This is a genomic window from Paraburkholderia sp. BR13439, assembly GCF_040948805.1.
GTDB classification, from domain to species: domain Bacteria; phylum Pseudomonadota; class Gammaproteobacteria; order Burkholderiales; family Burkholderiaceae; genus Paraburkholderia; species Paraburkholderia youngii.
The window spans coordinates 46,240-72,443 of record NZ_JBFPKN010000014.1 but is presented as its reverse complement, the minus strand read 5'-3'; the positions used below and the strand labels follow the sequence as shown (position 1 = coordinate 72,443).

The following is a 26,204-nucleotide window of genomic DNA, read 5'->3' as shown; positions in this document are numbered from 1 at the left end:
GTGCGCCGGCCCTTATAAGGGCCGGCGTTGCCCTGCAAGGAAGTTTATTGGCTGAAAAGCTTGGTCGAATTTTCCTGATATGTAATTTGATGTTCAACTTTCCTCTCACACAAAAGGGAGTGCTGTGCCAGTTGGTGAGTCATTCGCAGACGACTCATCGGGATCTGCCTGAAATATTGATGTCGTCCGGCCCACTTCCAGATGCAGTTCGGGCAGCCCAAAGCCCGACGAAGGACTGTTCGTTACTCGAAAGCGGCCAATGGTCCGAGCGGTTCGACGGGCTGCAGTGGGTCGGGTTATGCCTTTTGCACCGCTCATCCGCCCGACGACCGTCGCGCTCGGTTGTCGGGCGCTAGCCGGCCCGCGTTGAGGCAATGCCACCTGCGATCTGCCCGCCGAAGACCGGTCATTGAGATCGAGCGAACGATGCCTTGGATGTCCGAATTGGATGGCGACCTCGACCGACCGCTTGTGGCCGAACCCAGAACTTTCTGCAGCCAGACATGCTCTTCCAGAGAGCCAGATAAATGAACTGCGCTTCGAGAACTTCCTTTGACGGTGATTGCAGTGTCGTAACAGCTGGCTGACAATGATGCAGGCGTGCTATTACGCAGATGTCTCAAAGCGCGGATCACGCTGCGGCCCACAGGTCGGGACTGCGGTCGTCAACCGACACATCGCGACTGCGGCGCCGTTCACGATGGGCGCGCGCTCCATGGATCGGCCGGCAAACTCCGCCTGCGCAATGCCTTGCCGGAGGCCGCCACAAACGCTCCCCGATGCCTCATTGATACAGAATCGGCGCTAAGGCCACAACGACACGACCTGAATACGATGGACGACCCAGAATCGCTTTCCATGGCACTGCCCGACGGCACCAAGGTCTCTGCGCTCCTCCGAGTGCCGGAGGACGCGCGAGCCCTGTATGTCTTCGCGCACGGTGCCGGGGCGGGCATGCAGCACGCCGGCATGTCGTCATTGGCCGACGCGCTTGCGGCGGCCAATGTCGCCACATTGCGCTACCAGTTTCCGTACATGGAGCGGGGCTCCAAGCGGGTGGACTCGCCGGCCGTGGCACATGCTGCCGTGCGGGCAGCCGTCGCAGAGGCCCGCCGGCGGCTGCCAGCCCTGCCGCTCTTCGCGGGCGGCAGGTCGTTCGGCGGCCGCATGACGTCCCAGGCCCAAGCCATCTCCCCGCTCGACGGCGTGCGTGGCCTCGCTTTCGTCGCGTTCCCGCTGCACCCGGCGGGCGCGCCCGGCATGGAGCGGGCACGGCATGGAGCGGGCACGGCACCTGGCAGACGTCACGGTGCCGATGCTCTTCCTGCAGGGCACGCGCGACAAGCTGGCCGAGCTTCACCTGCTGAGGTCGGTAGTCGATATGCTGGGGCCACGCGCCACGCTGCATGTGGTGGACGACGCAGATCATTCGTTCCACGTGCGCGCGTCCTCCGGTCGGACCGACGCGGAGGTCGTGCTCGAACTGGCACGGACGATGTCGGCGTGGTTCTTCGCTGAAGGAGAGTTCGTGCCCGTTACCTGAGCAAGCGCAGGAATGCTTGTAGCAGAGTCGGGACGGCGAGCCGGCGAATTCGCCGTGCTGCACTCCTCAATCCCTTCGCTATCCGCAGATGGTCTGTCGCATAGCCACAATAAGCGACGCCTGTCGCGTCAGCGACGTTTTCCCAGTGCCGAGTGAGTGAATTTGTCAGATCCGCCTGCGGTGATCCGCCTCCGGAATTCGCGGAGGGCATCTGCTTTGATTGGGCCGGCGCCGATCCGTGAGTGACCGCTTAGGGATGCGGGCGGAACCAGACAGGCGGAGCGTCGAACGACGCGCATTGGCCGGTCACTGCCCGACGCGGTCGCCCGAAACCGACCCTCCTCGGCCGTTTAGTGCATCGATCGAAGGCGACGGCTTTCGATTGGATACCGGCCGTTGAGACTAAGCATCAAGAGGCCGCAGAATCGCCCTTCGATGCTCGCCGCTTGCTGGTCGTCTTGCGCGTCGTCGGGTCAACTGGCGTAGCGACAGCGCGTGCAGCAGGATGGAACTCGGCACCACGAAAGCAGGGGTCAGCACATACGGATAAGCGCCGGCGTTAATGCTTGGCACATTCGGAACGATCAACTGGAAGCGGCCGGGCGAGGTTACTATCCCCAAGGTAACCGCGACGGCGAAATCGGCGAGGCCGAAGATGTTCCAGACGAGCGCCGCCTTCCGCCCTTGAACTGTACCGCTCGCCACCGCGATTGCCGCCGGCACGGCGAACAAGCCGGTCAGTACATCGCCAGTTCCCGCTGGCAATGCCACGAGACCTGGCAGAGCACCATGCAGCCAGGCAGCGAGAGCCCAACTGCCGAACACCCGGTAAAGCTGAAGAGCGACCAGCCAAGCCGCCGGCATCACGTCGAGCACCTGACCGACCCGCTTCGAAAACAGCAACAGCGGCGCGCCGATGACCACCGGCAGGATGATCGCCAACGGCAGCAACGGCACCGGTGGGGGTGAGGAGCTCAGGTGAAAGACGCCGTGGATCGCGACGCTCCAGACGATCGCGAACCATAGTGTGTGCGGGATGATGATCGCAAGCCAGGTCGTGCGGCGTTGACCCGGCGTCAGGTCGGTGCCTTCGAGGCCGAGCCACAAGCCGACCGCGATGAACGCCTGGGCAATCAACTGGTGTGCCGTGGTTTGAACGCCACTGTCCGGGATAATCGGTTGCCAGTAGATCAACACAATCCACAGGACCGTGAGCGGGGCGAGCCAAAGCAGGCTGCGCCAGGCGGGGCGTGGCAGGACGATGCCGGCGGAAACAGAGGCGGCGGTCATCACCGGTTCTCCTGGTGAATTCAGGACTTCGTGGCCAATCAGGCCGGTCGCGCGATCGTGTTCGCGCATCGCCATCAAATGCGTGAGACATTGCAAGCTCGTCACTCCTGACTGACACGTTAGGTGTAGCATCAATTTGCGTGAGCGACTATGCCTCACAATGTTGATGGGCTATGAAGCAGAACTTCACAGTCCAGGCAGGGCGCGCTTGATCACCTGAAGCGCCGCCAGGCAGGCGATGGCGATGTCCCGGCACAGGGATGACATGAGACAAAGAGCGTGATGGCCTGCGTGAATTCCACGCATGGGACCGCGTTCGACTAATCCCTGCTGCGTCGTCCTTTCTCCGGTAAAGGGCAGCTTCCGGAAGTGGAGGAGACGCTTGAGTATCCTGCAACCGTTGCGCCTGACGACTGCGTCCGACGACCGAGCGCGACAGTCGTCTCGAACGTGTGCTTGATGCGATCGGCATAAGTCGACCCTCTCCTGCCGTTCGACGTTACTGCAAAGGCGTCCGCTTTCGCAGTCCTTTCCGGCCGCTCGCGCCCGTCCTGGACGACCGCGCTCAATGTACAGCCGGCGGCGAGATCCTGCGTCGCCGTCAGGCGCTCATTCACGCCAGCGCGAAGAGTTCAGGGTGCGTATCGCGATGCGTAACTCGCAGCACGCGCAGCCAACTGTGCTTGGCGTTCCGTCGCAGTGACGTACTTCGTTGTCGTGGGGAGAACGGTCTGAAGATCGCCAAGCTTCACAACCTTGACGGTCGCCGACGGACCCACCGAAGCAGGCGTCGTGGGTAACCCTTGCCAGCGTGGGTTAAGGAAGCCCTGGTGCAGTCCTGCCGTGTCAACCCAGTTGTAGACGCCTGGGTCTTTCGGCGATATCACGAACGTGTACGTGCCATCCGGGTTGGGCACCGCTTGCGCGTTGTTTAGCGTCTGGGTGTGATTGATGTAGTCGGTCGTGATCGTCCATCGGCCATAGGCCGGTGCGATGAAGTATTTTGCCCCACCGATGTTGACGTTAAGGACCAGTGCTTCGTCATCCGCAAGCTGGAATGCAGCATATGAGGCGGCCTGGTTTGCGAGGCGCCCCCCGGTGCCGCCAAGCGATGGCGCAGGAAGCGTGTTGACAGGCTGAGCGTACCCAAGGGTATTGTAGGCAATGAAGGGCGCAGCCGCAGCTGGAGTTTGCAGTGTCGCTGCCAGAGTTGTAGCGAGAGCGTCAGCGGTCTGTGGTTGCGTCGAGACTGACGGGGTCCGCTTTATCGCCAGGCTGTTGAATTGTTGTACTCCCCATTCGTTGATCGTATCGCGCACGAAGATGGATGCGGCTCCCGAGACGAGCTGGATTTGATTGCTGCCCCCGCTTGATAACGAGCTGGCGTTGATGACGAAACTGCCATCTGCCTGTGTGGCGAGCTGGTCGCCGGCGAGGTTGGACAGCGTTGCGCTGGTGCTGCTGTAGAGGCTGAAATTGAAATCGACAGGCTTTTGCGCGTGGACTGTTCCCGTTAAGACGTAGCTCGACGCAGGATCAACCGGGATCTTGCGGTATATGGTGTCCGGGTTATCAAAGGTTGTCCGCGATCCCGGCACGTTCATTCCGTACCAATTGTGCGGGGCTGCGAGAAACGAAACCACCTTCGGGTCGTTGGCATCGCCGGAAGCAAGCGATAGCGCGAAGGCGAATACACTTTCATCTACGGCTTCATCGAGGTTTGTCAACGCCTCATCCGATACGCCACCGGTCGCTCGAGCCGCCGCCAGCCAGTTGGCTTTAAGCGTAGCTTTTGCCGCAACAACGGCAGGCTCCTCAACAACAGCGATTGCAAGTTTCTCGGCTGCCAACTGATCCGAGCTCGCCAAAGGGTTCGGGCTATCCGAAATACTGCCTCCACCGCAGGCCTCCAGAATGAATGGGAGCGCGGCCAAAGCTATCAAACGTCTATTGAACATGTCGAGCGTGTCGAAGTTATTGGAATTTTCGAACGCACAATCTATTAGACGTTAAGGAACAGCGGAACCAAGAAAAACGAATATGGAAAGTCATTTCTCCGGCTATGCGGCGTGCATTCGAACAGATAGCTCGGCGCCGGCGCCATGGCTCGGTCGGGTTTGGCGGGGACGAGACAATCAGTTTCGAGGGGGGAGGTCTCCGTCTGAAAATGACTGGTTGGCACTCGCAAATGGCCACTGATGTGGTTGTTGCGACCGGCGCCTCCTGGCCGTACTGAGTCCGACGGCGGCCGGCTCAGTTCGACCCGGTCTTGAAACGTTGAAAGCTGATACCAAACCCAAGTCGTACCCATACTCTGCGCGAGCACCTGATGCCCGCCAGTTCTCTTCTGTGAGCGAAGGCGAGATGGTGATGCCAACTGGATGATGGAGACCAAATTTCCTGTTCATCTGCGCAAGCCAACGCATGGCTTGAGGGGCTTCAATTGAAAATCATCTAGCCGCCCCCTAACCGATACGGTTGACCATATCCGCGGTGGCGTTGCCCCTGTAACTCAGGACACGCGGATACCGTTAGGTTGATGACACCGCAGCACGCCTGAACTCGCGAGGCGAGCGGTATTTCAGGGCTTTGTGCGGGTGGCATTCATTGTAGTGTTCAAACGCGACAGCCAGGCGCAAGAGCGCGGTTGGTGCGTCAGGCTTGTCCACATAGGCAACGTAATTGTGCTTCATGGTCTTTACGAACGACTCGGCCATGCCATTGCGTGGTCACCGGCTCAAGACCCAGTTCGCGAGCGAAGCTGCGCGTGCGGTGGTCGATGTAGGCCGAGCCGTTGTCCGACAGCCATTCGATGGGTTGCGCGGCCTGTGTCGTACCGAAGCGCTGCTTGACCGCGGTCAGCATCACGTCGCGAACGACATCGCCGCTATGCCCGCCGGTTGTCGCCGCCCAGCTAATCGCTTCGCGGTCGCAGCAGTCCAGCGCGAACGTTTCCCGAAGCGGCGTGCCATCGTCGCACCGGAACTCGAAGCCATCGGAGCACCAGCGGGTGTCGCTGCGGTCCACGGCAACGCGACCATCATGTCGTCGCTTGTCTCGTTGCACGCTGGGGCGACGCAGCAGCAACTGGTTCTCACGCATGACGCGATCCACGCGTTTATGGTTGATGCTCGGCGCACCAGTCATTTCCCGACTACGGCGCAGCAGCGCCCATATACGCCGATAGCCGTACGTCGGCAGATACTCCACATGGGCTCCAATTTCCTCAACCAGCCCAGCGTCATCGGTTACGCGGGCACGACGACCATCGCGCCAATCGGACGGACGAACCCGCTTCACCGCCACAGCAGAGCGCGCCACGCCGAGAACTTCGCAGACCGTTTTCAATGGTCGTCCCCCGGCAGCAAAAGCGAGCGCGTAATCAGGTTTTTTGACCGGCCTCATTCAACAACTTCTTTCAGGATTTCGACCTCCAACGTCTTCTTCCCGAGCAGCCGTTGCAGTTCCTTGATTTCCTTGATGGCAGCGGCCAGCTCAGATGCGGACACAACGGATTCACCGGCCTTTGCTGCCGTCAAACTGCCTTCCTGGTATTGCTTGCGCCAGGCGAACACCTGGTTGGCGTTCACGCCATGCCGACGCGCCACGGCCGACACCGAGGCTCCCGGCTCCAGTGTTTCCTGCACGATGGCGATTTTTTCCTGCGCCGTGCGCCGACGGCGGCGCTCCGGCTCGGTCAGAATTTCGATGCTTTCCACGTAATGACCAGGCTTATTGATAGTCGATACAGGTGGTGGATTCGGCGCTGAGCGCAGGCGTCAACGCGACGCTGGTCGGAGGCACGACATCGACCATCGACACCAACGGCATCGGCGCGACATGGTCCGGCGTGCTCTCCGGAAGCGGAGCATTGACCAAGGCCGGCAATGGGGTGCTCACGATGACCAATGCGAACACCTATACCGGCATGACGACCATCTCTGCTGGCACGCTGGCGTTGACGGGCAGCGGCAGCATCAATCTGACCAGCGGGATGTTAAACAACGGCACCTTCGATATGTTCCTCCACCGAGATTGAATGCATAGGTGCCACCCAGATTGTTGTAGTCGCCGAACAGCGAGCTTCCACCAATCTGCAGCGTGCCACCCGACAGGTTTTATAGGTGCCGTTGCCAGCCGCCGCGAGGTACAGTCTCGACGCGCTGCCGATTGCCAGAGTGCCGCCGGTCTGGTTGATCATCCCGGTGCCCTGGCTACCCGTGGACGTGACGTTCGAGCCGATGAACAGCGCCCCGTTAGCCACGTTGAAGGTGCCGCCGCTCAGGTTGAGCGTGCCGCTGCTCGGATTGCCTTGCGTATTGCGGCCGAGCGTCACGAAGTCGGTGGCGCTGTTGCCGAATGTGACAGTGCCGCCCGACAGGTTGTAGGTGCCAGTACCGCCCTGGTCGCCAATGTTCAGCGACACCGGCGTGCCCGGTGTCCCGAAGACGACGTTGCCTGCGGTTTGCGTCACCGAGCCCGTGCCGCCGAAGTCGCCGACCTGCAGCGCGGAGTTGAACGTGAGCGTGCCGCCGCTCACGTTCAACGCGCCAGACGACGTCGATCCGGGAACCTGGGTCGCCAGCGTATTGCCGAGGCCCAGCCAAAGATAGTCGATGGCGGCGCTGCCGCATATGGACCGCATGATGGCTTCCCGCGCTGCACGCCGCTGCGCTCTGCATGCAGTGGCTCGACAATCTTATGCGGCGCTCCTTAGCGAAGTGCAGCCGTCACCGCCTCGTCAATCTGCAGCGCAAAGCGCGCTTCAACATCGGGCACCGTGTAGCCAATTGACAGTTCCAGATACACGTCGCCTAGCAGCAACTGAACGAATGTAGCTGCTCGCAATGCAGCAGTCGATTCGTCAAATCGCTTTCGCAGAATTTTTGCGGCGAAGGCACGCACGACCTTTGCCCCATTTTCGTAAAACACCTGGCCGAGTTCCGGAAGACGCTCGGCCTCAGCAACGATGGCCCGGTAAAGCCGCAGATAATCCGGCGTGATCAGAATTTGTGCCAACACCCATCCCAACTCGCGCAGCTCGACTTCGGGTGCGCCATCGGATTGCTCGTTCTGAGCACTGGCTAGAACTCCGCCCACCTGAGTGCACATCGAGCTCACCAGACCAACGAAGAGCGCCTCCTTCGACTTGAAGTGGCGGTAGACCGTCTGTTTGCCGACGCCGGCGGCCGCCGCGACATCGTCCATGGTTGCCAGGCCGAAACCCTCGCTTAAAAAAACGGTTTTCGCGCCATCGAGGATGGCAGTCCGTTTGCGGCGTTGCAGCGGGCTCAGGCCAGGAAGAGAGGAAGCGTTCATACGAAATAAATACCAGATCGCCGGGTAGTTGACAAGACTGATCAGTCTCGTTTACCTTCGCGAAAACGAGACTGCTTGGTCTCGTTTGGTGACTGTTCAACTTCGCAGGCAATCGTTGGGGAGAACGCTTTGAAACTATTCATTACGGGTGGTACGGGCTACATCGGGCAAGCGATCGCGCGCAGGGCAATCAGCCGCGGCCATCAGGTGACGGTGATGGTGCGCCAGGACAGGTCGGCGGCTGCCAGCGCGCTGGCACGTCTCGGTGTGAAACTGCATGTCGGCGACCTGCGTGAGCCACAGTCTTTCGCTGTGACTGTCAGTGCCGCTGATGGCGTGGTGCACGCCGCGTCGACCAACGACGCTTCCGCCGCTACTGCTGATGAGGCCGCGGTTGTAGCGATGCTTTCGCATTTGCGTCCGGGCGCGGTGTTTGTCTATACGTCGGGCACCTGGGTCTACGGCAATACTGCGGGAGAATCCGCGACTGAAGCATCAGCGCTGAACCCGACACCACTCGTCGCCTGGCGGCCCGCAGTGGAGCAACATGTGCGGGCGCTAGCAGCGAGCCGTTCGATTGCCGCGGTGATTCTCAGGCCGGCGATGGTGCACGGCTACGGTGGCGGCATCTTCGGCATGCTTGCCGGGATGGTCCGTCAGACTGGCAGTGTGAGGGTCGTCGGCGATGGTCGCAATCACTGGCCGGCCGTTCACGTCGATGATCTCGCCACGGCTTATCTGAGCGCGGTGGAACAGGCGGCAACCGGAGACAGTCGAGTCACGGGACAGATCTTCAACGTGGTCGCGGAAGATGCTGTTGCCGTTGCCGAAATGGGTAAAGCGATTCGGGCCTCGGTCGGCGCCGATCGTGTCGAACTCTGGCCGCTCGACGATGCTCGCAAATCGCTTGGATCGTTCGCTGACGCACTGGCGCTCGACCAGACAGTAAGCGCTCAGCATGCCCGGGGAGTTCTCGAGTGGGAACCCCATGGCCCTGGCCTGATTGCGGACCTCTCTGCACCCAAACACTTTCAGCAAACTAACGGAGCATGACGATGGCGTGGAGCAGTGCGTCTCTCGAATCAACCCTCGCGATGATCGTCGCGGTGCTGTTCACGATTGCTGGCGTGGTCAATCTCGCAAGGCCCGGCGCGGTGAAGCGCGACTTCGCACGCTGGGGCTATCCGGCATGGTTTCAGTTTCTCTGTGGCGCGCTCGAATTGCTCAGTGCGGCACTTCTTCTTGGACAACAAACCAGAGTCTTGGGCTTAACGTTGGCCGGTGCGATCATGATCGGCGCGCTCTTCACGTTGGTGCGAAATCGGGAGCCATTCCGGCATCTCGCCCCGGCGCTGGTCTTTTCGGCTCTGATTGTGGTCACCTTGGCTGCCCGCGGTTGAGGCTTCCCCGCCATGCGCCGCTGCGATTTTCCGAGCTGGAAAGGCTTGTCGAGGGGGCTAACCAGAAGATGCTTATCCAGCAACTCAAGCAGCTAGAGAAGGACGGCATTGTTGTGCGGAAGGTCTATCCCCAGGTGCCCCAAGGGTTGAGTACGCACTCGGTGAATTGGGCGTCGCGTTGGGGCCGTCGATGGAGGCGCTCATTGAATGGGCGGAGATGAGGCGGCGGCTTCGCGGAGAAGCCCCAGGCGGATGATCGCCGTCGGGCATGTGGATCGCCCTGCGTCGGCCATCCCGGAACTCCCATATCAAGGTGGACAGACGGATTCCGAGCTTTAATCACGTGGCGCTTAATTGCCGCTAATAAAACCATGTCATCTGAAAACGTCGGGTGTACGTTTGAAGGCGGATTACAAGAATGAGTTAAGCGTCGCGGGAATCGCTCGAACCGCTGTTGCCAGACAGCGTCGCTCGCCCGAAGGCGAGCAACCACCCAATTCGCTCTACGGTTTCGAAACCTAACCTGCGGACATCACCGTTCCGACGCCGTCTAACGGTACTTCCGTATTGAAGATCTCTACACGCCACTGTGTCCGTTCAGATAACAGAGCAAGAAGCGATTGCTGATCCTTTGGCAATTGCGCGCAATGCAGCGTAGTCCAGAATTGATATCTGATGACGGCCCCGTTTTGCGAGCACGCCGCGTCGCGTAAGTGACGCAAGAACTCGGGAGACTGTCTCGCGGCTCACATTTGCCATTGCTCCAAGCGATGCGTGACTCGGAAGTTCAATTATCTGCTGCTCACTGCTAGCTGCGCCGATGAGGGTCGAAACAATCCAGGCGGACACTCTCGCGGTAGCGCCCAGAACACCTTGGTCCGTTTGGCGCTTCGCCAGGTCCCGAACCAATTGAGCCAGACATCCATTCAATGCGCTCGCAACCTCTGGCTCGCGAAAAATCCGGCGCGCGTCGGAGCGACTGATCAGAGCGACGCTGCTGTCACGGGTGGCGACAATATTGCCAGGCAACGGCATGTCATTGATGGCCGACACAGCGCCGACCATTTCGCCGGCACTGGCCGTACCAATGGGGATCTCATGTCCGTCTTCCGATAATGCACTCACTCGCAGGTGGCCGGCTAACAGCATAACTAAAGGCGAAGCAGTATCGCCCTGAAAACATACATAATCATGCGCTTTGAATTCGCTAATGCGCGCCACCTGCCTTGCAAGGCTGAGTACTTGCTCATTAGATGTTTTGAATAGCGTTTGTTCCCTGAGTCTTTCCATTGTTGCCTTGCAGTACCAGTAAATCTCTTGCAGAAAGAGGCATTTTAGGTGCGACTTTTAAGCATTGTTAAATCCTTTTTTCGATTGGACGTAATTGAATGAAAAGTTTCGAGGAAAAACTGGTGCGCAAACGTTGTACTCGAATTCTCAGAAAAAAATGCCGTCGTTTTTGTGCAACAAACTTTGTTTCCACGGGCGCTCCGCCGTCGTCGACGACGATCGCGGAGTCGAGGCTAGCCTAGAAAAGTTCAATGCCACGGTAGCGGGCGCTTCCGACATGAGCGACAAGGCACGCAGACTCGCGGCTGAACCTCCGGGAATCGAGGCGCTTTACCGCCCCGTGGCCCTGGAAATCAATAGGCTGGCGGTGAGCAGTCAGCACGACGCGGCGATAGCGGCAATTGACAGGCAAACTGGGTGTCCACCGCCTGCGGCGTCGTGCTCTCCCTGTTGGGGCAGGAACCACGGGACAATGAACAAGGCTGCGATCAGGAGAGCCAGCAGCCAGAAAACGAGGTGCAAGGGCCACGGCGCGTATTGAGTGAGTGCGCCTCCGACGATGAGCGCGGCTGCAAAGCCCGCGGCCTGCGCGGCAGTGGCGATCACGGAGGCTCGCCGCGGCGCACCGCCTTCGTTGAATTCGACCATCGCGGCAGTTGACGGGCCGGCCGTCAGGCCAACGCCAACGCCAACGCCCATGAATGCCCGTGCCACGAAAAGCCATGAAACATCGTTCGCGAGCGCGAGGATCAGTGCACCGAGGAAAGAAGCGCCCAGACCGAGCAGCATCGTCGCCCTTCGGCCGATCTGGTCGGAAAGGCCGCCGAACAGGATGAGCACGCTGACAACCACGATCGGGTAGATCGCGAAGATTTCGGCTGTGGTCGTCGGGGTGAGATGCCATTCGCTTGCATAGAGCCGGTACGTCATGGCGGGTGCCGCGCTGGTCCAGAGGGTATGAGCGACCACGCCGGCCGAGACGCAGAAACTGGCCCGGTGTCCAAATGCGGAATGCGTGTATCCACGGGTGCTCCCGCTGTGAATCGCAGGGGCAGTCGGGCAGGCTGTGTGGGTCATGGCCGTCTCCACCGGTATCAGAGCTTCGAGCCGCCATCGACACGCAGCGTGTCACCCGTTACCCAGCGTGCCGCATCGGATGCGAGGAACAGGGCTGCGCCTGCGATGTCGTCGGGTTGCGCCACGCGCTTGAGGGCCTGCATGCCGAGGGTGAAGTCCCGCCCGGCATCGGTTTTGGCGAAGTTCGACATGTCAGTTTCAACAACGCCCGGCGCGATTGCGTTCACGCGAATGCCGCGCTCGCCAAGCGCTGCGGCGAAATGCTTGACCAGTGTGTCGATTGCTCCCTTACTCGCGGCGTAGGCTGACAGATTGCCAACCGAAGCGCGGGCTGCAAGTGAGGACAGCAGGACCACGCTACTGCCCTCGCCCAGCACGGGCAGCAGTTGCTGGACGAGGAAGTATGGGGCGCGCACATTGACGGCGAACAACCGGTCGAAATCCTCTACTGTCGTTTCCGCGATCGACGAGGCCTTCGAGATGCCGGCATTCGCAACGAGAATGTTAAGACGCTCGCCAATCAGCCCGCGTACCTGACGGGCCAGTTCGTGAGGGCCGTTCGCCGCGCTCAGGTCTGCGGCGACCTTGTCGGCAGAACCACCAGACGCACGGATCGCCTCGACGACGGAATTCGCAGCCTTCTCGTCGCTGCCGAAGTGCACGAGCACGCGCGCGCCTGCTGCTGCCAGAGCCAGTGCGGTCGCGCGGCCGATGCCGCGGGAAGCGCCCGTGACGAGCGCGGTCTTTCCTGTCAGGGAGTTCATGATCGTCCTTCCAGCAGATAACTGACGTTGAGGCGAGGGAGGGTTTCGTCCGGCTGATGTGATCGAACGATAGTCGCCACTTGTCCGCGCGAAAAAGACTTTGTAAGCTGACCCCCATACCTGTCAGGCATGACTAAACGGAACGCGTGTATGGAACTGCGTCATCTTCGTTATTTCGTCGCCGTGGCCGAAGAGGGCAGCCTGACCGTCGCGGCGGAACGTCGGCTGTACACGTCCCAGCCGTCTCTGAGCCGGCAGATCAGAGACCTTGAATACGAAGTAGGTGCGCAACTGTTCGTGCGCAGCGCGCGTGGCATCGAACTGACCGACGCTGGCAAGGCATTTCTGGACCATACCCGCCTCGCTCTTGCACAAGTCGATGCGGCGTGCGAGGCAGCGCGGCGGGCGGCGCGACCGTCCAGGCCGACGTTTGCTGTTGGCTTCCTGAGCGGACAGGAAGTGACTTGGCTTGGGGAAGCGACTCGCGTGCTCGCGAGCGATCTGCAGAGCATCGAAATGACGGTTTCGAGCGAGCACTCCCCTGAACTCGCAGAGGGATTGTCGACGGGACGGCTGGACGTCGCTTTCATGCGTGCCGAAGCCAACCGACCCGACCTCGAGTACGTGACGGTCGCACGCGAGCCGTTCGTCGTGCTGATGCCAAGCGACCATCGCCTTGCGGCCTTCGATGAGATCGACGTGCACGAACTGGCGGGTGAATTATTCATAGGCGGCTCAGACGTAGCCGGTCCCATGCGCGGCGCGATCGAAAACTATCTGTCGACAAACGACGTCGCCATCGACCCCGCGCATCGCGTGCACAACCTGACGATGGCGATGTCGCTAATCGCCTCGACGAGAGGCGTTGCATTGCTGCCCTCCTATGCCGAGAAATTGCTGCCCTGGTCGGTGACAAGCCGACCGCTCAAGGGCGAACCGCCAAGTATCGAGCTTGTGGTCGGCTATAACCGGAACAACCGCTCAGCGATCCTGTCGACGTTTCTGTCGCGCATCGACCAGATCAAGCAGTAAGTTGCACAACGGCAGGTTGGACGCGGTAATTCAGATTATCAACTGTTGGGCATGTGGGGCGATGGATGTGCCACTACCTCAACGGTGAATATGTGCTGGCTGTCCCGCTCGCTCAACACTTTAATGATCTCGCAGCGGCCTCCTGATGCACATGCGATCGCCTTGCCGCCTATCGTCTGACCGGCCTGTCGCATCTGTTCAGAGGTGATCTGCCGGGTGCGCTTGCGAACCTGCAACGCGCATCGTGCGATCGTACGTCGCTGGCGCTCGCGCACCTTTCCGCTTCGCGGCCGACTTATGCGAACCCGCACCCCGCGTGCGACGTCAATCGACGCTGACGGTCCTCCCGGACAGCTAGTGATAATCTTTCCTCGCGAGCAGCGGAACGACCCTGGTGAAAAGTGCGTGAGGGGCATTACCGCGAATCCGGCACGGATATTACGCTCTCGACGATGCCGGCGAAGGTCTGGACAGCGGGACGGATGGCTTCGATATCGAGCGCACCGAATCCCAGCAGAAAGCCGTCACGAAATCCCGGATCTCCTTGATTGAACGTGTGCAGCCTGCGAAGGTAAATTCCCTGTTCAAGCGATCGCGATACAGTCGTATCGAAGTCAAGCAGATCACGGATCCTGATTGTCATATGCAGACCCGCCGCGTTCCGTGATGTTTCAAGTGCATCGCCAAAGCACTGGTCCAGACATCGGAGCAATTCCGATTGTCTTGTCCCGTAGATATCGCGCATCCGCCGGATGTGCTTCGAGAAATGCCCGTCCGCAATAAAGTCTGCCATTGCTGCCTGCAAGGAAAGGTGCCCCGGTCTGTATAAGCGCAACGAAGCGGCTGCGAAGGAATCGACCAGGTCGGGCGGAACAACTATATAGCTGAGCCTCATGCCGGGATACATTACCTTGCTTAACGTTCCCATCAGAATGACACGGCCGTTTTCATCGACGCCCTGAAGAGACGGAAGCGGACGCTGGTCATATCGGAACTCACTGTCATAGTCGTCTTCCAGAACGAATGCATCCCACTGCTCAGCGGCCGCACGCAGACCGGCACGCCGTTCGTCCGACAACGTCACCCCCATCGGAAACTGATGCGATGGGGTCGTCACTATGAGGCGGGCTCGGCGCGAACAGCGTTCGAGCTTCATACCGTTATTGTCGACAGCAATAGCCTCCACTTCCAGCCCGTTGGCGCGCAACAGGATTGGCGTTGCCCAGTGGCAAGGGTTTTCAACGTAGGCTAATTCGCCCACGTCGGCCAGAATGCGTGAGCAAAGGTCAATCGACTGATTGCTGCCCATCGTCACGATGATTTGTTCCGGGGCGGCCCGAACCGCGCGCGATACGCGCAAATATTCCGACAGCGCGCGACGCAACGGCAGATATCCGCCCGGATTGGAGTAGCCCATGAGTTCCGCATGCTGCTCGCCGAGATAGCGATTCTGGATACGCCTCCATATCTGATACGGAAAACAATCCGTGTCGCAAACCCCCGGAACGAACGCCCCCTTGCGTTCCTGGATCCCCGCAGGAGCGCTTATCAGTCGCTGCCCGCGCTCGGACAGGGTTCGTGCGGTCGATTCCCTAGGCGCTGACTTCATTGATTGCGGCAGCTTGTCGGAGACACGCGTACCACTCGTGGAATCGGTATGGAGATAGCCGTCGGCCGACAGCCTGTCATAAGCCGTTACAACGGTTATCCGGGAGACTTTCAGTGCAGCCGCGAGCGCTCGGGAAGACGGCAAACGTGTGGAAGCCTTCAGAGTGCCGTCCGATACTGCGTCCCGGATCCCGTTCGCAATCTGGATCTGTAGTGGTACGGACCCATCCCGGCGGAGGTGGCCGATCAGGAGATCAGCAAGCAACGAGTCAGCCATTGGACCTATCCAGCTTTTTGAATTGGACTCATAGGTTCGCAGTGGGTCCGCGTACTGTCAAGGCTCGTCATCGACCAAGGCCTTTTCAGTTATTGGGGATCCTATGCATGTATCTCTACGTGAGCGTATTCGTCAGTTACATCGCGTGATAGGCCTGAGCATCGGTCTGTTCGTCGTCATGGTGGCGGTTACCGGCGCGGGCATGCTGTTTCGGGAGCCACTCGAACCCGTCATCTACCACGGTCTGCTCAAGGTCGAATCGTGCAAAGAGCGCCTGCCGCTCGATACGTTGATTGCCAATGCCAGCGCTTCCAATCCAGCCGCAGGCCGGCCAAAGCAGGTGCGCATATACGCCGACGCGGATTCCAGCACACGTGTTCTCCTCAGCGACGACCGGTGGTACTACGTCAATCCATGCACTGGCGAAGTGCTTGGAAGCGAGCATCGTTACGGCGGCCTGTTCGGTACGATGGCCAGTCTGCACAGTTTTCAGTTTCTGAAGAATGGAAGCGTCGTCGCTGGAACGCTTGCGCTGACATTCGCGATTGTGCTGGTCGGTGGCGGCCTGGCTGTGTGGATTCCGGAGGCGTTGCGCAAACGCAGGCGAGTCGTCACGATCAAGCCCAACCTCACCGGTCGCGCGCGCTGGCTCAGTCTGCACAAAACCCTTGGCGCGTATGTCAGCCTCATCGTACTTGCGTGCGCGCTCACCGGCGCGCTGCAATCGTTTCAATTCGTGAGGGATGCGCTCTACACACTGACGGCATCGAAGCCCCCCGCACCTTCCCCAAGATCGGTCGTGCAGGCCGCGACGCAACGCCTGCCAGTCGAGGCGCTCTGGCAACGCGCACAGGCACTGGTGCCGCAACCAGAATATGCCCGCATTCGCTACCCTGGCAAGCCGGGCGATGCTTTCAACTTCGATCTTGTCGCACGCGACGCGCCGCATATAAATGCGTTCTCCTACGTTAGTGTCGATTCGAACACGGGCGAAGTGTTGCGCTTTACTTCATATGCGGAGAACAGCCTAGGTCATCGAATTTACCTGACGGCGCTTGCGCTGCATTACGGATGGCTGAGCGGCGGATTTATGCAAGTGCTGCAACTGATTGGCGTGCTCTCTGTACCGCTATTGGCTTACGCCGGCATCGGCAGTTATCTGCGCGGCAGACGGTCTCGGCCAGCTCCCGTGTCGCGCCGGACGACTCTCGCGTTGAAAGTAGCCAGAAAAACGGCGGAAGCGGAGAACATCCAATCTTTTGAACTTGTCGACCCTGCCGGAAAAGCGCTGCCGCCGTTTGCGGCCGGCTGCCACCTCGATGTTCACGTACCCGGCGGAAAGGTTCGACAATACTCGCTGTGCAATCCTCCTCGGGAAAGACATCGCTATCTGATTGCCGTCATGCGGGCGGAGCCAACGCGCGGTGGGTCGAGGGCCATGCATGAGCAGGTCAAGGAAGGCGATCTGATCGAAGTCAGCGCTCCGAAAAATCACTTCCCGCTCGTGGAATCCGCGAAGCATTCCCTGCTCATCGCGGGCGGTATCGGTATTACGCCGATTCTTTGCATGGCGGAACACCTGGCTGGTCTCGGAGCCGATTTCGAAATGCATTACTTCGCGCGCTCGCCGGCGCGCGCGGCCTTTGTCGAGCGCATCAAGCGCTCGACGTTCGCCGACCACGTTTTCTTCCACTTCACGGAAGAAGAGAAACAGCAACGGCTGGATCTGGCCGTGCTTCTCCAGACGCACGATGCCGGAATGCACTTGTACGTATGCGGCGGCGAGGCATTCATGAATGCCGTCATCGACACCGCATTGCAGAAAGGCTGGCGCAAAGACCGCGTGCACAGGGAATATTTCAGCGTTGAGAAGAGGGAATCCGACAGCAATGTCGAATTCGACGTCACGATCGCAAGCACAGGTAGGACTATTTGTATCCCGGCAGACAAGACGGTAATGACTGCTTTGGCCGAGTACGGAATCCATATTACGGCGTCCTGCGAGCAGGGCGTCTGCGGTACCTGTGTGACGCGCGTGCTGGAAGGCGAACCGCAGCATCGCGACGTGTTTCTCTCCGACGACGAGAAGAATAGAAACGATCGATTCACTCCCTGCTGTTCGCGTGCCAATAGCCGGACGCTGGTACTCGATCTGTAGATGGAAAGACCGGAACTGTTTCAACCACTGGAAGGAGACACAAATGGGGATCACCGGAAAACTCGCTGTCGTGGCAAGCCTGATTGCAGGCATGGGCATCGCCAGCCTGGCGCACTCGCATGGCATCTATTTCGCGCAGCGCTCGAACCAATTGGCGCTGATCTACGGCGAGGGCAGCGACGACCTGGATGTCATCAAGCGCCAGCACAAGGTGAAGAGCGTCACTGCCTACGACGAGCAGGGCAAGGAGGTCGTCACGCATCTCACGCCCAGCGGACCGCTGCTCGTGGTGGATACCGACACGCAGCCGGCAATCGTTGCCGGGATGATGGACTACGGCCTGTGGAGCAAGACTGCGAACGGCGAGTGGCAAAACAAGGGCAAGGACGAGGTGCCCGGCGCCACGTTCAGCGAGCACACGTTCAAGTACGCGGTGCATCTGCGCCGGCCCCTGAATGGGGCGATGCCCGTACTGCCCGGGCAGAAGCTGCAGATCGTACCGGTTGGCAAACAGATGCCGGATCAGTTGGGCCAGCCGCTAACGGTTCGCGTGCTTTACGACGGCAAGCCCGCGCCCGGCGCCGAGGTGCAACCCGATTTCGTCAATGACCCTGATTCCAAACCAATGAAGACCGGTGCAGATGGCACCCTGACGATCAAGGTGCGCAACCAGGGCCTGAACGTGGTCGTAGCAACACTCGATACGCCGCCGTCGGAACCAGCGAAGGCGAACCAGGACGAGCATAAGGCCACACTGTCGTTCGTGCTGCCGCACCTGCCCGAGTGATCAACGGTTATCTGCTGGAACTCCTCCCCAATGAAACGAATTTCCGGCCTGCTGCACTTGCTGCAGCCGCTTGCGGCGTGAAGCTTGTCGCGGACGACAAGGCGATCGCTCTCGCGACATTGGAAGACGAGTCGACGAGCAGCGCGCGCTTTGTCATCAAGTAAGGAAGGCGTCCCTCGACCCCGGCAACTCTGATTGCCGGCGTTTTCGTCGTTCCCCGATGCGCTGCGCCGCAACCGGCTACATCCATCTCGACGCAGCGAACCGGGAGAAGTTTTATCCACCGCATCGTATTCGCCGGGTCGTCGGGTGACGACGCGTGACGAGTGTCGTTCGCTTTATTTCATTTTCTTATTCAACCAGAAGACCTTCTTATGAAAAAGTCTTTGATTGCCGCGGCGCTCGTAGCCTCGTTCACATGTACGGCACACGCTCAGAACAGTGTGACTCTCTACGGTATGATCGACGTCGGCATGAACTATGTGAACAACGTTGGTGGCCACAAGCAGTATTCGATGGTTGCCGGAAATCTGAGTGGCAACCGTTGGGGGTTGCGAGGCGCTGAGGATCTCGGCGGCGGACTTCAAACACTTTTCGTGCTAGAAAACGGCTTCAGTGTTGCAAACGGGAAACTCGGCCAAGGGGGCGACGAGTTCGGGCGTCAAGCCTATCTCGGTTTTTCATCATCGAACCTAGGAACCGTTACGTTCGGGCGTCAATATGATTTGATTAACGACTTGACCTATATGTTCGTGGCGGCACAGATGTGGGGTGGATTCGCCAGCGCCCATCCTGGTGATTTAGATAACACAGATGGTAGCAACCACGTCAACAACGCGATCAAGTTTCGCAGTGTGTCGTACGCTGGATTGTCGTTCGCGGGCCTGTACAGCTTTGGCGGTGTCGCTGGGAAATTCAACCAGAATCAGATCTGGTCGGTCGGGGCGAACTACAATTTGGGGCCACTCACGCTTGGCACCGCCTTCGTTGACGCGCGAGATCCTAACTTTTCCTATTTTGGCAATACCGCGGCCTCAAGCACGACGGGGTCCAACATGTCTGGAAGCCGCGTGTATTCGGGCTATGCGTCCGCGAAAAGCCAGCAGATTTTCGTCGCAGGCGCTTCTTATGTCGTTGGTGCCGCTACGTTCGGCGTTGTCTACAGCAACACGCAGTTCAAGGATATCGGGACGCTACCGGGTCTCCCGGCTACCGGCGCAGGCGGCGATGCCAAATTCCACGACGTTGAAGTCAATCTCGGCTATCAACTCACGCCAGCCCTCCACCTCGGCGTCGCCTATAACTACCTGAAAGGATATGGCGTGAACGGTGCAACTTACAATCAAGGCACGATCGGGGCTAACTACTTGCTATCCAAGCGGACTGACCTTTACACAGTCGCGGTTTACCAGCATGCGTCGGGCACCGATTCGACCGGTGGGAAGGCGGTCGCAAACCTCAACGGCCTAACCGCCTCCACAACTCAGAGCCAGGTACAAGTAGTTGTTGGCATCCGGCATCGCTTCTAGCAGAGCTTGAAGTAGGTTTCGGATTGACGAGATGGGCTGGCATCCAATGCAAAGTGAACTGACGACTATTAAAACCCTTCAGAGTGGTTCGTTGTTTTTTTGAAAGGAGAACATTCCGGCGCATCTTCGTGCTGGATCAATCGCAGCAAAGGGCCGATGGCCTGGTTTAGCAGAGGCTGGCGGTGGCGTACCCAAATCTGCATCGGCTCCGGCCGGCAGCCAATGCGCGCTTTAGGTGCGAGCGCTGTCCTGCCGAAAGAGACACGTCGGCAACGGAAATCAATTGCCTGCGTCAGTGACGCATGCAGCAGGCGCAGATATAGCGGCACACCATTGGCGGCTGTTTCGCGATCGAAGCCGATGTGCCAGACGACCGCCGTCTCAGCATCCTTGAGCGTAACAACGAAGCCGTAAATTTGGCTTCCCTTGACTGCGACGTGGAACGCGATGGATGCAGCGGCAGCTAACGCTAGCGCCGACCAGTATTCCTGTTCCAACATAAACGGGCGCAATTTGGCATTAGTGTGGGTCTGCAGATAGAGATCTTGCAAACGTGCAGAAAACGGCGTCACCTGGTCAAGACGCTCGATCCGGAATCCAGCCGCCTCGAACGGCTTGTAGATCTGGGACTTGACGGCATTGCGATACTTGGAAGCGAGACTCGCAAGATAGTCATCGTGGGTATGGACACCTTCAGGGAGCGTCAGCACCATGTTCGGCTCGGTTTCGACGGCGGAATAGCTGAGTTCCCCGAGGCAGGCACTGGGCATCTTGTCGGCCTCCAGAATGTCCTTGACCAAAATCACGTTGGTCTGGCCATCCAGCTTTTCGCTTCGACGGGTACGATACAGTGCCTCCGCCACGGCGGGCCACAGTTCCGCAGGGGTGCTGCCGGGCGCGAAACAAACGCCGTGCTGCCCGTAGCTGAGCAGGTTGCCACAGATAAGCACGCGCTCTTTGAATGGAACCTTGAGTTTGTGGTTGCGTTGTTCGCCTAGGTGGTCGAGGCTCACCTGGACGATTTGCATGCAGACAGTGGCGCGCGGTCCGTCGTCATCCGAGATCAAGGCGTAGCGCGGCTCTAGATTGGCTGGACCTGCCGCTTCAATCATTTGCAGGTATTCCGGCGAAAAATAAAAGCTCTGCCCAGCAGTTACCGAGCGCCAATCCTCCACATTGAGCTGGCGGAGGCGATGAGCAATGGCGATTTGAAACCCGCTCGCGCGACGCAGTTTCTTGCGTAGTTGCAGGCGGGTGTTCAGTCGTGGTGGAAGTAGTTTCATCGCGAACGGGCCGAGGACCAGCGGCAAACTCAAAACGACTGCGCATCCTGCTTTCTTATCTTAGGCGAAGCCTCGTCGACATTGTTGCCGCCGGTGTTAGTGGCTGGAGAACAGGACGTCCGCAATGATGCCAGTCGCGATAGCGGCGAGCACGTAATCCCCGTTCACCCCGACCCAGTGATAGCCGTGCGGCGGCGGTCGGAGGCCGTGGCCCCGCCAGTCGTCGACGACGTAGTTGCGATTGCGGTATTCGGGCGGAAGTCGATCGCCCTGACGCCAGTCGGCGTGCGGCATCGGGCCGCCCGGCCGCCCGCGATAGGCCTCCTGCGGCATGGGGTCATGACCGTGAACGGGCGGCGGACGCATGTCGTGTTGTTTGGGACCGTGCGCCGACCAGTCACTGTGATGCTGATTGTCGTGAGGCTGGGCGAAAGCGGGGATCGACGCACCGAGTAGGGCTGCAATCATGAGTTGCGCGAGCAATTTCGATTTCATGGCTGCCTCGAGGAGAATTGATCGATATGAAACAGTGGCGTTTGACGGCGATTATGTTTCCCGAGCCGTTCAGCGGAGATGGTCAGTGCGCAGGCTCTCTGCGCACTTCCATGGAAAGACGGTCGGACGAAGAGCCGTCCGGCAGTCAGCCGGTTAGTGACCGAAGTAGACGGAACCCGGGCCGGTGCGGGCTGCTTCGCTCGTGTAGGCATGGCCCCCCGCTGCGGACGAACCGCTTATGACGCCACCCACTCCGGACGTGTCCCCGTGTTGCGCAGCAACCTTGGCTTCAGCAGCCTGGATGTCCGCTGGATATTCGCGCGGGTTCGCACGGGCTGGGTTGTAGCCCGCTGCTTCTATTTCGACCAGTTGCTCACGGACTTCAGCGCGGGTTAGTGGATGGTTTGCTGCCGCGTTCGCTGCGGCGAAAACCGTAATCGGAGCAGCGAAGGCGATGGCAGCGACAAAGGCGGCGAGTTTGACGAGGGGCTTCATGGTTACTACCTCCTTGGTTGTTGGTTGAACGTTACAAGCTTCTGCTTGTTTTCAACCGTCAAGAGAAGTGTAAGGAAATAGTAAACAAGGGTAAACACCTACTTTGCAAGAGACTATTGCATTCAATGCAATAAATATAGGCTATTGCGGCAGCACGGCAGATATATAGTGCAAATTAGATGGCAATTCACATGCAGGCAGGGACGAGGAGGGGGCTGTCGTATCTCGCGCTCGCGAAGCCACGAGCCTACGCACGACCTTGAAACTGCGGATCAGTTCGTGGCGGCTTATGGATTCATAGTCTCCCAAACTGAGAGACTATGAGCGCTTGCGACCGCGCTCTACGTCTGGGCTGACCGCGAGCAGGGCAAGCCAGTATTCATCACGTCGGACTGGATCATTTTCGTCGTTGTCATGATCGGTGCGGTCATTGGCATCTATGGTCTCGCGACAGGAGGGATCATGATCTGGCGGTCCTGGGCGGATAAGGGCACCGATATCTCCTTGCGCCGTTGCCGAACACGCAGTACAGGCGCGACTCGACTTGCTGGATGTCCGGCTGAGTCACACTGAGCCGTTGTACTCGCCAGCGGACATGACGAGACGATCCTCTCGACCGCGACCTCTAGCATTCATCGAGGCTTCGTCGGCAAGGTCAACGTATGGTGGAACGAGTTGGGTGACGTCGTTACGATTGGCACCCGTCTCTATTGTTGCACTATAGGTCCCGCGAAGAATCTCGCGGGACCATTGCCGCCAGGGAGCGAGACTTACTTGATCGCCTGGATCTCGTCGACGATCTGCTTCATCTGCGGGGTCTTTTCGTACTTCGCCCACACCGGCTGGGTCGCCTTCACGAACGCGGCACGGTCGATCTGTGCTGCCGGGATGATCGTTGCGCCACCTGCGGTGACGGTCTTCTGCGCTTCGGCTTCACGTGCGGTCCACAACTGCTGATACACCGGCACGGAGTCGGCCGCAGCCTTCTTGATGATCTGCTGCTCCTGCGGCGTCAGCGTGTCCCACACCTTCTTCGAGAACACCAGCACTTCGGGGGTCATCGTATGCTGGGTTTCCGAATAGACCCGGAGTAACTCAAGCAGCCTCGCGCATCGTCTTCGCATTGGTTGAGTCCTCTTTGTCTCTTTTGGGCGGTGCGCCAAACATCCGCGCGTACTCCCGACTGAATTGCGAAGGGCTCTCATATCCCACCGCAAACGAGGCGGCTTGAACGCTCATCGACTGTGACAGCAGCAGCCTGCGGGCCTCCAGTAGGCGCAATTGCTTCTGATATTGAAGAGGGGAAAGTCCGGTCAGCGCCTTGAATTGACGGTGGAACGCCGACGGACTTAGTTGAGCGATTTTAGCCAGATCTTCCACTCGCACTGGCTGCGAAAATCGAGTTCTGATATTTGCCATCGCGCGCAGAACACCGTGCGAGGCATTCCCGCTCGACGCCAGCTTTATGATTTCGGGGCCTTTTGGACCTCTTAGCAACCAATAACAAATCTCCCGCATGACCAGCGGGTAAAGAATTCCGACCGCGTCCGGGGTATCCAGCAAGCGAACAACCCGCAACGCGCAATCGGCCAGCGGGCCGTCGAAGTCCGCGATGAACACGCCGCAGCTCGCGTCTCCTGCCGCCACAGGTGGCGGCGACATCTCCCTTGCAACGGCGCGCATCATTATCAGGTCGAGTTCCAGTACAAGAACCAGGCAAGGATTGTCGGGACTCGCTTCGAACACGCGGCCCTGCGACGGAGTCTCAACGCCGACCACCAGCGCCTGTCCGGCCCGGTACTCCAGTTTCGCCCCACCGAAGCTGGCCCATTTGGCACCTTGTGCAACGATGCACAGTGCTGGGCGCGCCACGAGAAATGTCGGCGGTTTCGGGTGGTCGGAGCGCAGAATCAGAAGCCCGTCCACGGCCGTGCGGTATGGGCTTGTTCCTGTTTGCGTTTCGATATAACGAAGCAGTGCAACGGCCAGTTCGTTCGACATAGCTGCCTTGTATGGAGAATGCGCGTGGATCAAGCTTAGTGAGCGCAGCAGGATCAGGCAAGATTTGGGTAGGTTCGGGTATTAACTGCTGGTGGCTCTGCCGGGAGAATTGAGGTTTTCAAACTTACCGCCAGGTGCCAAATGGCAACGAACAATGGTCGTCACCCGACTTCGAGAATCGCGGTCGTCACCGGAGGCAGTCGCGGGATAGGCCGCGACACAGTTCTGCGCCTCGCGACTCGTGGAGTCCGCTCGGTCTTCACCTACCACTCGAATCGCGTCGAGGCGGAAAAGGTCTGTGCGATGGTTGCCGAAACGGGCGGACAGGCGCTTGCCCTCCAGTTGAACGTGGGTGATGCAAGCGCATTTGATGATTTCGTCACACGTCTGCGAGAGGCACTCGGGCAGTTGGGCGCGCAACACTTCGATTACCTGGTGAACAATGCAGGGACGTCGTCAGCGGCGACGTTCGCAGCGGGCACCGAAGCGGAGCTTGACGCTCAGTTCGCGGTGCATTTCAAGGGGCCGTTCCTGTTGACGCAAAAGCTGTTGCCGCTCATCAACGACGGCGGACGTATTGTGAACATTTCCTCGGGGCTGGCACGTTTCGCGTTTCCGGGGCGGGCGATCTACGGGCCGATGAAGGCAGCCGTTGAAGCGCTGACGCGCTATATGGCCCTTGAGCTCGCGCCGCGCCGGATCGCGGTCAACGTCGTCGCGCCAGGCGCAATCGCGACGGACTTTAGTGGTGGCATCGTGCGAGACAATCCGCAGGTCAACAAGGCCGTCGCCGACCATACCGCTCTTGGCCGAGCCGGACTGCCGTCGGATGTGGGCCCAGTGATTGCCGGTCTTTTGTCGGATGACTTTGGTTGGGTAAACGCGCAGCGCATAGAAGTGGCGGGTGGCATTCAAATCTGACTCGCCGTCGCTAGCGGCGGCAGCTCGAGGCCGGGTGCCAAGTCAATGCTCAGTACATTTATGCATGACGGGGATCGCCACGCCCATTCGTCGAGATGACGCCCCCAGGCGCTGTCGCGTTGGCGGGGTGTTCGCGTAACATGATGCGATGACGACGAAAACAAAATCGCTTTATCACGGCCACCGGTTCCCGGCGACGGTCATCAGCCACGCGGTGCGCTGGTACTTCCGGTTCCAGCTCAGCCTGCGCGATATCGAAGAGTTGCTGTTCGAGTGCGGAGTGACGGTCAGCTACGAGACGATTCGCCGCTGGTGCGAGAAGTTCGGTGCGGGCTTTGCCCATCGGGTGAAAGCGGCGCGCCGCAAGCCGGGTGGCACGTGGCACCTCGACGAAATGTTCGTCACACTGCGTGGCGAACCGTACCTGCTGTGGCGCGCAGTCGACGAGCACGGCGCCGAACTCGACATCTTGCTGCAAAAGCGGCGCGACAGAACTGCAGTCAAACGTTTCTTCAAGCGTGTGCTGCGTTTGAACCCGGTGCCACGCAAGATCGTCACCGACCAGTTGCGCAGCTATCCGGCGGCGAAAGCCGACATCCCGGAGTTGGTCAACGTGAAGCATGTGTTCGTCAGGGCTGCGGCCCGTGTCAACAACCGGGCAGAGAACAGCCATCAACCCACGCGGGAGCGCGAGCGGCGCATGCGAGGCTTTCGCGACCCGAAGCGTACGCAGGCCTTCCTGTCGAGCTTTGGTCCGATCCGGCAGCACTTCGCACTGAAACGACATGTGCTGCGTGCTTCTCTCTATCGTAAACACCTCGCGGCCCGGTTCGTCGCGTGGCGCGAATTTACCAATGTCACCCAAACTCCGTCGAATGTCTTCTGAGCCGCAGTGCGTTATGGATCATCATCGACGAGGTCGCCCAAGTTGACAG

Annotated in this window: 23 protein-coding genes and 4 pseudogenes; 13 read left to right on the top strand and 14 right to left on the bottom strand. The window is 59.6% G+C overall.

The features are described from left to right. Positions 1-834 precede the first annotated feature (834 nt). A pseudogene (locus AB3X96_RS25680) lies at positions 835-1,218 on the top strand (alpha/beta family hydrolase); the annotation flags it as partial. 58 nt (positions 1,219-1,276) lie between these two features. Next, positions 1,277-1,543, top strand: a complete 267-nt coding sequence (locus tag AB3X96_RS25675) for an alpha/beta family hydrolase (protein WP_368591918.1) — start codon at positions 1,277-1,279, stop codon at positions 1,541-1,543. Between the two features lie 402 nt (positions 1,544-1,945). Here AB3X96_RS25675 and AB3X96_RS25670 read toward each other — a convergent pair whose 3' ends face one another. The 3 genes and pseudogenes from AB3X96_RS25670 to AB3X96_RS25660 form a co-directional block, all read right to left on the bottom strand. After that, positions 1,946-2,929 (bottom strand): MFS transporter, encoded by a 984-nt coding sequence (locus AB3X96_RS25670; RefSeq protein WP_368591917.1) that lies wholly within the window; start codon positions 2,927-2,929, stop codon positions 1,946-1,948. Positions 2,930-3,465: 536 nt separating this feature from the next. Next, entirely contained in the window at positions 3,466-4,791 is a 1,326-nt protein-coding gene (locus tag AB3X96_RS25665; protein WP_368591916.1) for a hypothetical protein, read from the bottom strand. A 573-nt stretch (positions 4,792-5,364) separates the two neighbouring features. After that, a pseudogene (locus AB3X96_RS25660) lies at positions 5,365-6,543 on the bottom strand (IS3 family transposase). Between the two features lie 44 nt (positions 6,544-6,587). Here AB3X96_RS25660 and AB3X96_RS25655 point away from each other — a divergent pair. Beyond that, positions 6,588-6,872, top strand: coding sequence for an autotransporter-associated beta strand repeat-containing protein (locus AB3X96_RS25655; RefSeq protein ID WP_368591915.1), 285 nt, complete (start codon positions 6,588-6,590; stop codon positions 6,870-6,872). Here AB3X96_RS25655 and AB3X96_RS25650 read toward each other — a convergent pair. Both AB3X96_RS25650 and AB3X96_RS25645 read right to left on the bottom strand, forming a co-directional pair. After that, a complete protein-coding gene (locus AB3X96_RS25650; RefSeq protein WP_368591914.1) occupies positions 6,831-7,478 on the bottom strand; it encodes a hypothetical protein in 648 nt (215 codons plus the stop codon). The two genes, AB3X96_RS25655 and AB3X96_RS25650, sit on opposite strands and share 42 nt — an antisense overlap. 68 nt (positions 7,479-7,546) lie before the next feature. Continuing rightward, complete coding sequence (locus AB3X96_RS25645) at positions 7,547-8,152, bottom strand: TetR/AcrR family transcriptional regulator (RefSeq protein WP_368591913.1); 606 nt, start codon at positions 8,150-8,152, stop codon at positions 7,547-7,549. 129 nt (positions 8,153-8,281) lie between these two features. Here AB3X96_RS25645 and AB3X96_RS25640 point away from each other — a divergent pair, with 129 nt between their 5' ends. The 3 genes and pseudogenes from AB3X96_RS25640 to AB3X96_RS25630 form a co-directional block, all read left to right on the top strand. Further along, positions 8,282-9,205 carry an NAD-dependent epimerase/dehydratase family protein gene (locus AB3X96_RS25640; protein ID WP_368591912.1) on the top strand — a complete coding sequence of 308 codons (924 nt, stop codon included), beginning with the start codon at positions 8,282-8,284 and terminating at the stop codon, positions 9,203-9,205. 2 nt (positions 9,206-9,207) lie between these two features. Then, on the top strand, positions 9,208-9,552 hold the full coding sequence (locus AB3X96_RS25635; protein WP_368591911.1) for a DoxX family protein: 345 nt from the start codon (positions 9,208-9,210) through the stop codon (positions 9,550-9,552). A 17-nt stretch (positions 9,553-9,569) separates the two neighbouring features. Beyond that, a pseudogene (locus AB3X96_RS25630) lies at positions 9,570-9,808 on the top strand (winged helix-turn-helix transcriptional regulator); the annotation flags it as partial. A gap of 341 nt (positions 9,809-10,149) precedes the next feature. Here the strand turns inward: AB3X96_RS25630 and AB3X96_RS25625 are convergent. From AB3X96_RS25625 to AB3X96_RS25615, 3 genes are all read right to left on the bottom strand, one after another. Continuing rightward, positions 10,150-10,842 (bottom strand): Crp/Fnr family transcriptional regulator, encoded by a 693-nt coding sequence (locus AB3X96_RS25625; RefSeq protein ID WP_368591910.1) that lies wholly within the window; start codon positions 10,840-10,842, stop codon positions 10,150-10,152. Positions 10,843-11,217: 375 nt separating this feature from the next. After that, positions 11,218-11,919 (bottom strand): MFS transporter, encoded by a 702-nt coding sequence (locus tag AB3X96_RS25620; protein ID WP_368591909.1) that lies wholly within the window; start codon positions 11,917-11,919, stop codon positions 11,218-11,220. A gap of 17 nt (positions 11,920-11,936) precedes the next feature. After that, positions 11,937-12,683, bottom strand: coding sequence for an SDR family NAD(P)-dependent oxidoreductase (locus AB3X96_RS25615; RefSeq protein WP_368591908.1), 747 nt, complete (start codon positions 12,681-12,683; stop codon positions 11,937-11,939). Between the two features lie 150 nt (positions 12,684-12,833). On the opposite strand from AB3X96_RS25615, the gene AB3X96_RS25610 reads away from it, so the two are divergent. Next, on the top strand, positions 12,834-13,715 hold the full coding sequence (locus AB3X96_RS25610; RefSeq protein WP_368591907.1) for a LysR family transcriptional regulator: 882 nt from the start codon (positions 12,834-12,836) through the stop codon (positions 13,713-13,715). 415 nt (positions 13,716-14,130) lie between these two features. Here AB3X96_RS25610 and AB3X96_RS25605 read toward each other — a convergent pair whose 3' ends face one another. Beyond that, positions 14,131-15,600 carry a PLP-dependent aminotransferase family protein gene (locus tag AB3X96_RS25605; RefSeq protein ID WP_368591906.1) on the bottom strand — a complete coding sequence of 490 codons (1,470 nt, stop codon included), beginning with the start codon at positions 15,598-15,600 and terminating at the stop codon, positions 14,131-14,133. A 103-nt stretch (positions 15,601-15,703) separates the two neighbouring features. Here AB3X96_RS25605 and AB3X96_RS25600 point away from each other — a divergent pair, with 103 nt between their 5' ends. From AB3X96_RS25600 to AB3X96_RS25585, 4 genes are all read left to right on the top strand, one after another. Next, complete coding sequence (locus AB3X96_RS25600; RefSeq protein ID WP_368591905.1) at positions 15,704-17,758, top strand: PepSY domain-containing protein; 2,055 nt, start codon at positions 15,704-15,706, stop codon at positions 17,756-17,758. A gap of 43 nt (positions 17,759-17,801) precedes the next feature. Continuing rightward, positions 17,802-18,545, top strand: coding sequence for a DUF4198 domain-containing protein (locus tag AB3X96_RS25595; protein WP_368591904.1), 744 nt, complete (start codon positions 17,802-17,804; stop codon positions 18,543-18,545). Then, entirely contained in the window at positions 18,542-18,709 is a 168-nt protein-coding gene (locus tag AB3X96_RS25590; RefSeq protein WP_368591903.1) for a hypothetical protein, read from the top strand. Before AB3X96_RS25595 ends, AB3X96_RS25590 begins: the two co-directional genes overlap by 4 nt. A gap of 210 nt (positions 18,710-18,919) precedes the next feature. After that, positions 18,920-20,074 carry a porin gene (locus tag AB3X96_RS25585; RefSeq protein WP_368591902.1) on the top strand — a complete coding sequence of 385 codons (1,155 nt, stop codon included), beginning with the start codon at positions 18,920-18,922 and terminating at the stop codon, positions 20,072-20,074. Between the two features lie 68 nt (positions 20,075-20,142). Here AB3X96_RS25585 and AB3X96_RS25580 read toward each other — a convergent pair whose 3' ends face one another. From AB3X96_RS25580 to AB3X96_RS25560, 5 genes and pseudogenes are all read right to left on the bottom strand, one after another. Beyond that, complete coding sequence (locus AB3X96_RS25580; protein ID WP_368591901.1) at positions 20,143-21,390, bottom strand: GNAT family N-acetyltransferase; 1,248 nt, start codon at positions 21,388-21,390, stop codon at positions 20,143-20,145. Between the two features lie 63 nt (positions 21,391-21,453). Beyond that, positions 21,454-21,852: an RcnB family protein gene (locus AB3X96_RS25575; protein WP_368591900.1), complete on the bottom strand. Its 399-nt coding sequence runs from the start codon at positions 21,850-21,852 to the stop codon at positions 21,454-21,456. Positions 21,853-22,005: 153 nt separating this feature from the next. Continuing rightward, positions 22,006-22,347, bottom strand: coding sequence for a DUF4148 domain-containing protein (locus tag AB3X96_RS25570; protein ID WP_368591899.1), 342 nt, complete (start codon positions 22,345-22,347; stop codon positions 22,006-22,008). A 770-nt stretch (positions 22,348-23,117) separates the two neighbouring features. After that, positions 23,118-23,432: pseudogene (locus AB3X96_RS25565) on the bottom strand (TRAP transporter substrate-binding protein); the annotation flags it as partial. Between the two features lie 10 nt (positions 23,433-23,442). After that, on the bottom strand, positions 23,443-24,348 hold the full coding sequence (locus AB3X96_RS25560) for an AraC family transcriptional regulator N-terminal domain-containing protein (protein ID WP_368591898.1): 906 nt from the start codon (positions 24,346-24,348) through the stop codon (positions 23,443-23,445). Positions 24,349-24,489: 141 nt separating this feature from the next. Between AB3X96_RS25560 and AB3X96_RS25555 the strand changes: the two genes are divergently transcribed. Both AB3X96_RS25555 and AB3X96_RS25550 read left to right on the top strand, forming a co-directional pair. After that, positions 24,490-25,269, top strand: a complete 780-nt coding sequence (locus AB3X96_RS25555) for an SDR family NAD(P)-dependent oxidoreductase (RefSeq protein ID WP_368591897.1) — start codon at positions 24,490-24,492, stop codon at positions 25,267-25,269. A 148-nt stretch (positions 25,270-25,417) separates the two neighbouring features. Then, on the top strand, positions 25,418-26,155 hold the full coding sequence (locus tag AB3X96_RS25550; RefSeq protein ID WP_368591896.1) for an IS6 family transposase: 738 nt from the start codon (positions 25,418-25,420) through the stop codon (positions 26,153-26,155). Positions 26,156-26,204: the final 49 nt, after the last annotated feature.

Coding starts and splice junctions, on each gene's coding strand:
- AB3X96_RS25675 (WP_368591918.1), top strand. CDS start 1,277: ATGGAGCGGGCACGGCACCTGGCAGACGTCACGGTGCCGATGCTCTTC.
- AB3X96_RS25665 (WP_368591916.1), bottom strand. CDS start 4,791: ATGTTCAATAGACGTTTGATAGCTTTGGCCGCGCTCCCATTCATTCTG.
- AB3X96_RS25650 (WP_368591914.1), bottom strand. CDS start 7,478: ATGCGGTCCATATGCGGCAGCGCCGCCATCGACTATCTTTGGCTGGGC.
- AB3X96_RS25645 (WP_368591913.1), bottom strand. CDS start 8,152: ATGAACGCTTCCTCTCTTCCTGGCCTGAGCCCGCTGCAACGCCGCAAA.
- AB3X96_RS25635 (WP_368591911.1), top strand. CDS start 9,208: ATGGCGTGGAGCAGTGCGTCTCTCGAATCAACCCTCGCGATGATCGTC.
- AB3X96_RS25625 (WP_368591910.1), bottom strand. CDS start 10,842: ATGGAAAGACTCAGGGAACAAACGCTATTCAAAACATCTAATGAGCAA.
- AB3X96_RS25620 (WP_368591909.1), bottom strand. CDS start 11,919: ATGACCCACACAGCCTGCCCGACTGCCCCTGCGATTCACAGCGGGAGC.
- AB3X96_RS25615 (WP_368591908.1), bottom strand. CDS start 12,683: ATGAACTCCCTGACAGGAAAGACCGCGCTCGTCACGGGCGCTTCCCGC.
- AB3X96_RS25610 (WP_368591907.1), top strand. CDS start 12,834: ATGGAACTGCGTCATCTTCGTTATTTCGTCGCCGTGGCCGAAGAGGGC.
- AB3X96_RS25605 (WP_368591906.1), bottom strand. CDS start 15,600: ATGGCTGACTCGTTGCTTGCTGATCTCCTGATCGGCCACCTCCGCCGG.
- AB3X96_RS25600 (WP_368591905.1), top strand. CDS start 15,704: ATGCATGTATCTCTACGTGAGCGTATTCGTCAGTTACATCGCGTGATA.
- AB3X96_RS25595 (WP_368591904.1), top strand. CDS start 17,802: ATGGGGATCACCGGAAAACTCGCTGTCGTGGCAAGCCTGATTGCAGGC.
- AB3X96_RS25585 (WP_368591902.1), top strand. CDS start 18,920: ATGAAAAAGTCTTTGATTGCCGCGGCGCTCGTAGCCTCGTTCACATGT.
- AB3X96_RS25575 (WP_368591900.1), bottom strand. CDS start 21,852: ATGAAATCGAAATTGCTCGCGCAACTCATGATTGCAGCCCTACTCGGT.
- AB3X96_RS25570 (WP_368591899.1), bottom strand. CDS start 22,347: ATGAAGCCCCTCGTCAAACTCGCCGCCTTTGTCGCTGCCATCGCCTTC.
- AB3X96_RS25560 (WP_368591898.1), bottom strand. CDS start 24,348: ATGTCGAACGAACTGGCCGTTGCACTGCTTCGTTATATCGAAACGCAA.
- AB3X96_RS25555 (WP_368591897.1), top strand. CDS start 24,490: ATGGCAACGAACAATGGTCGTCACCCGACTTCGAGAATCGCGGTCGTC.
- AB3X96_RS25550 (WP_368591896.1), top strand. CDS start 25,418: ATGACGACGAAAACAAAATCGCTTTATCACGGCCACCGGTTCCCGGCG.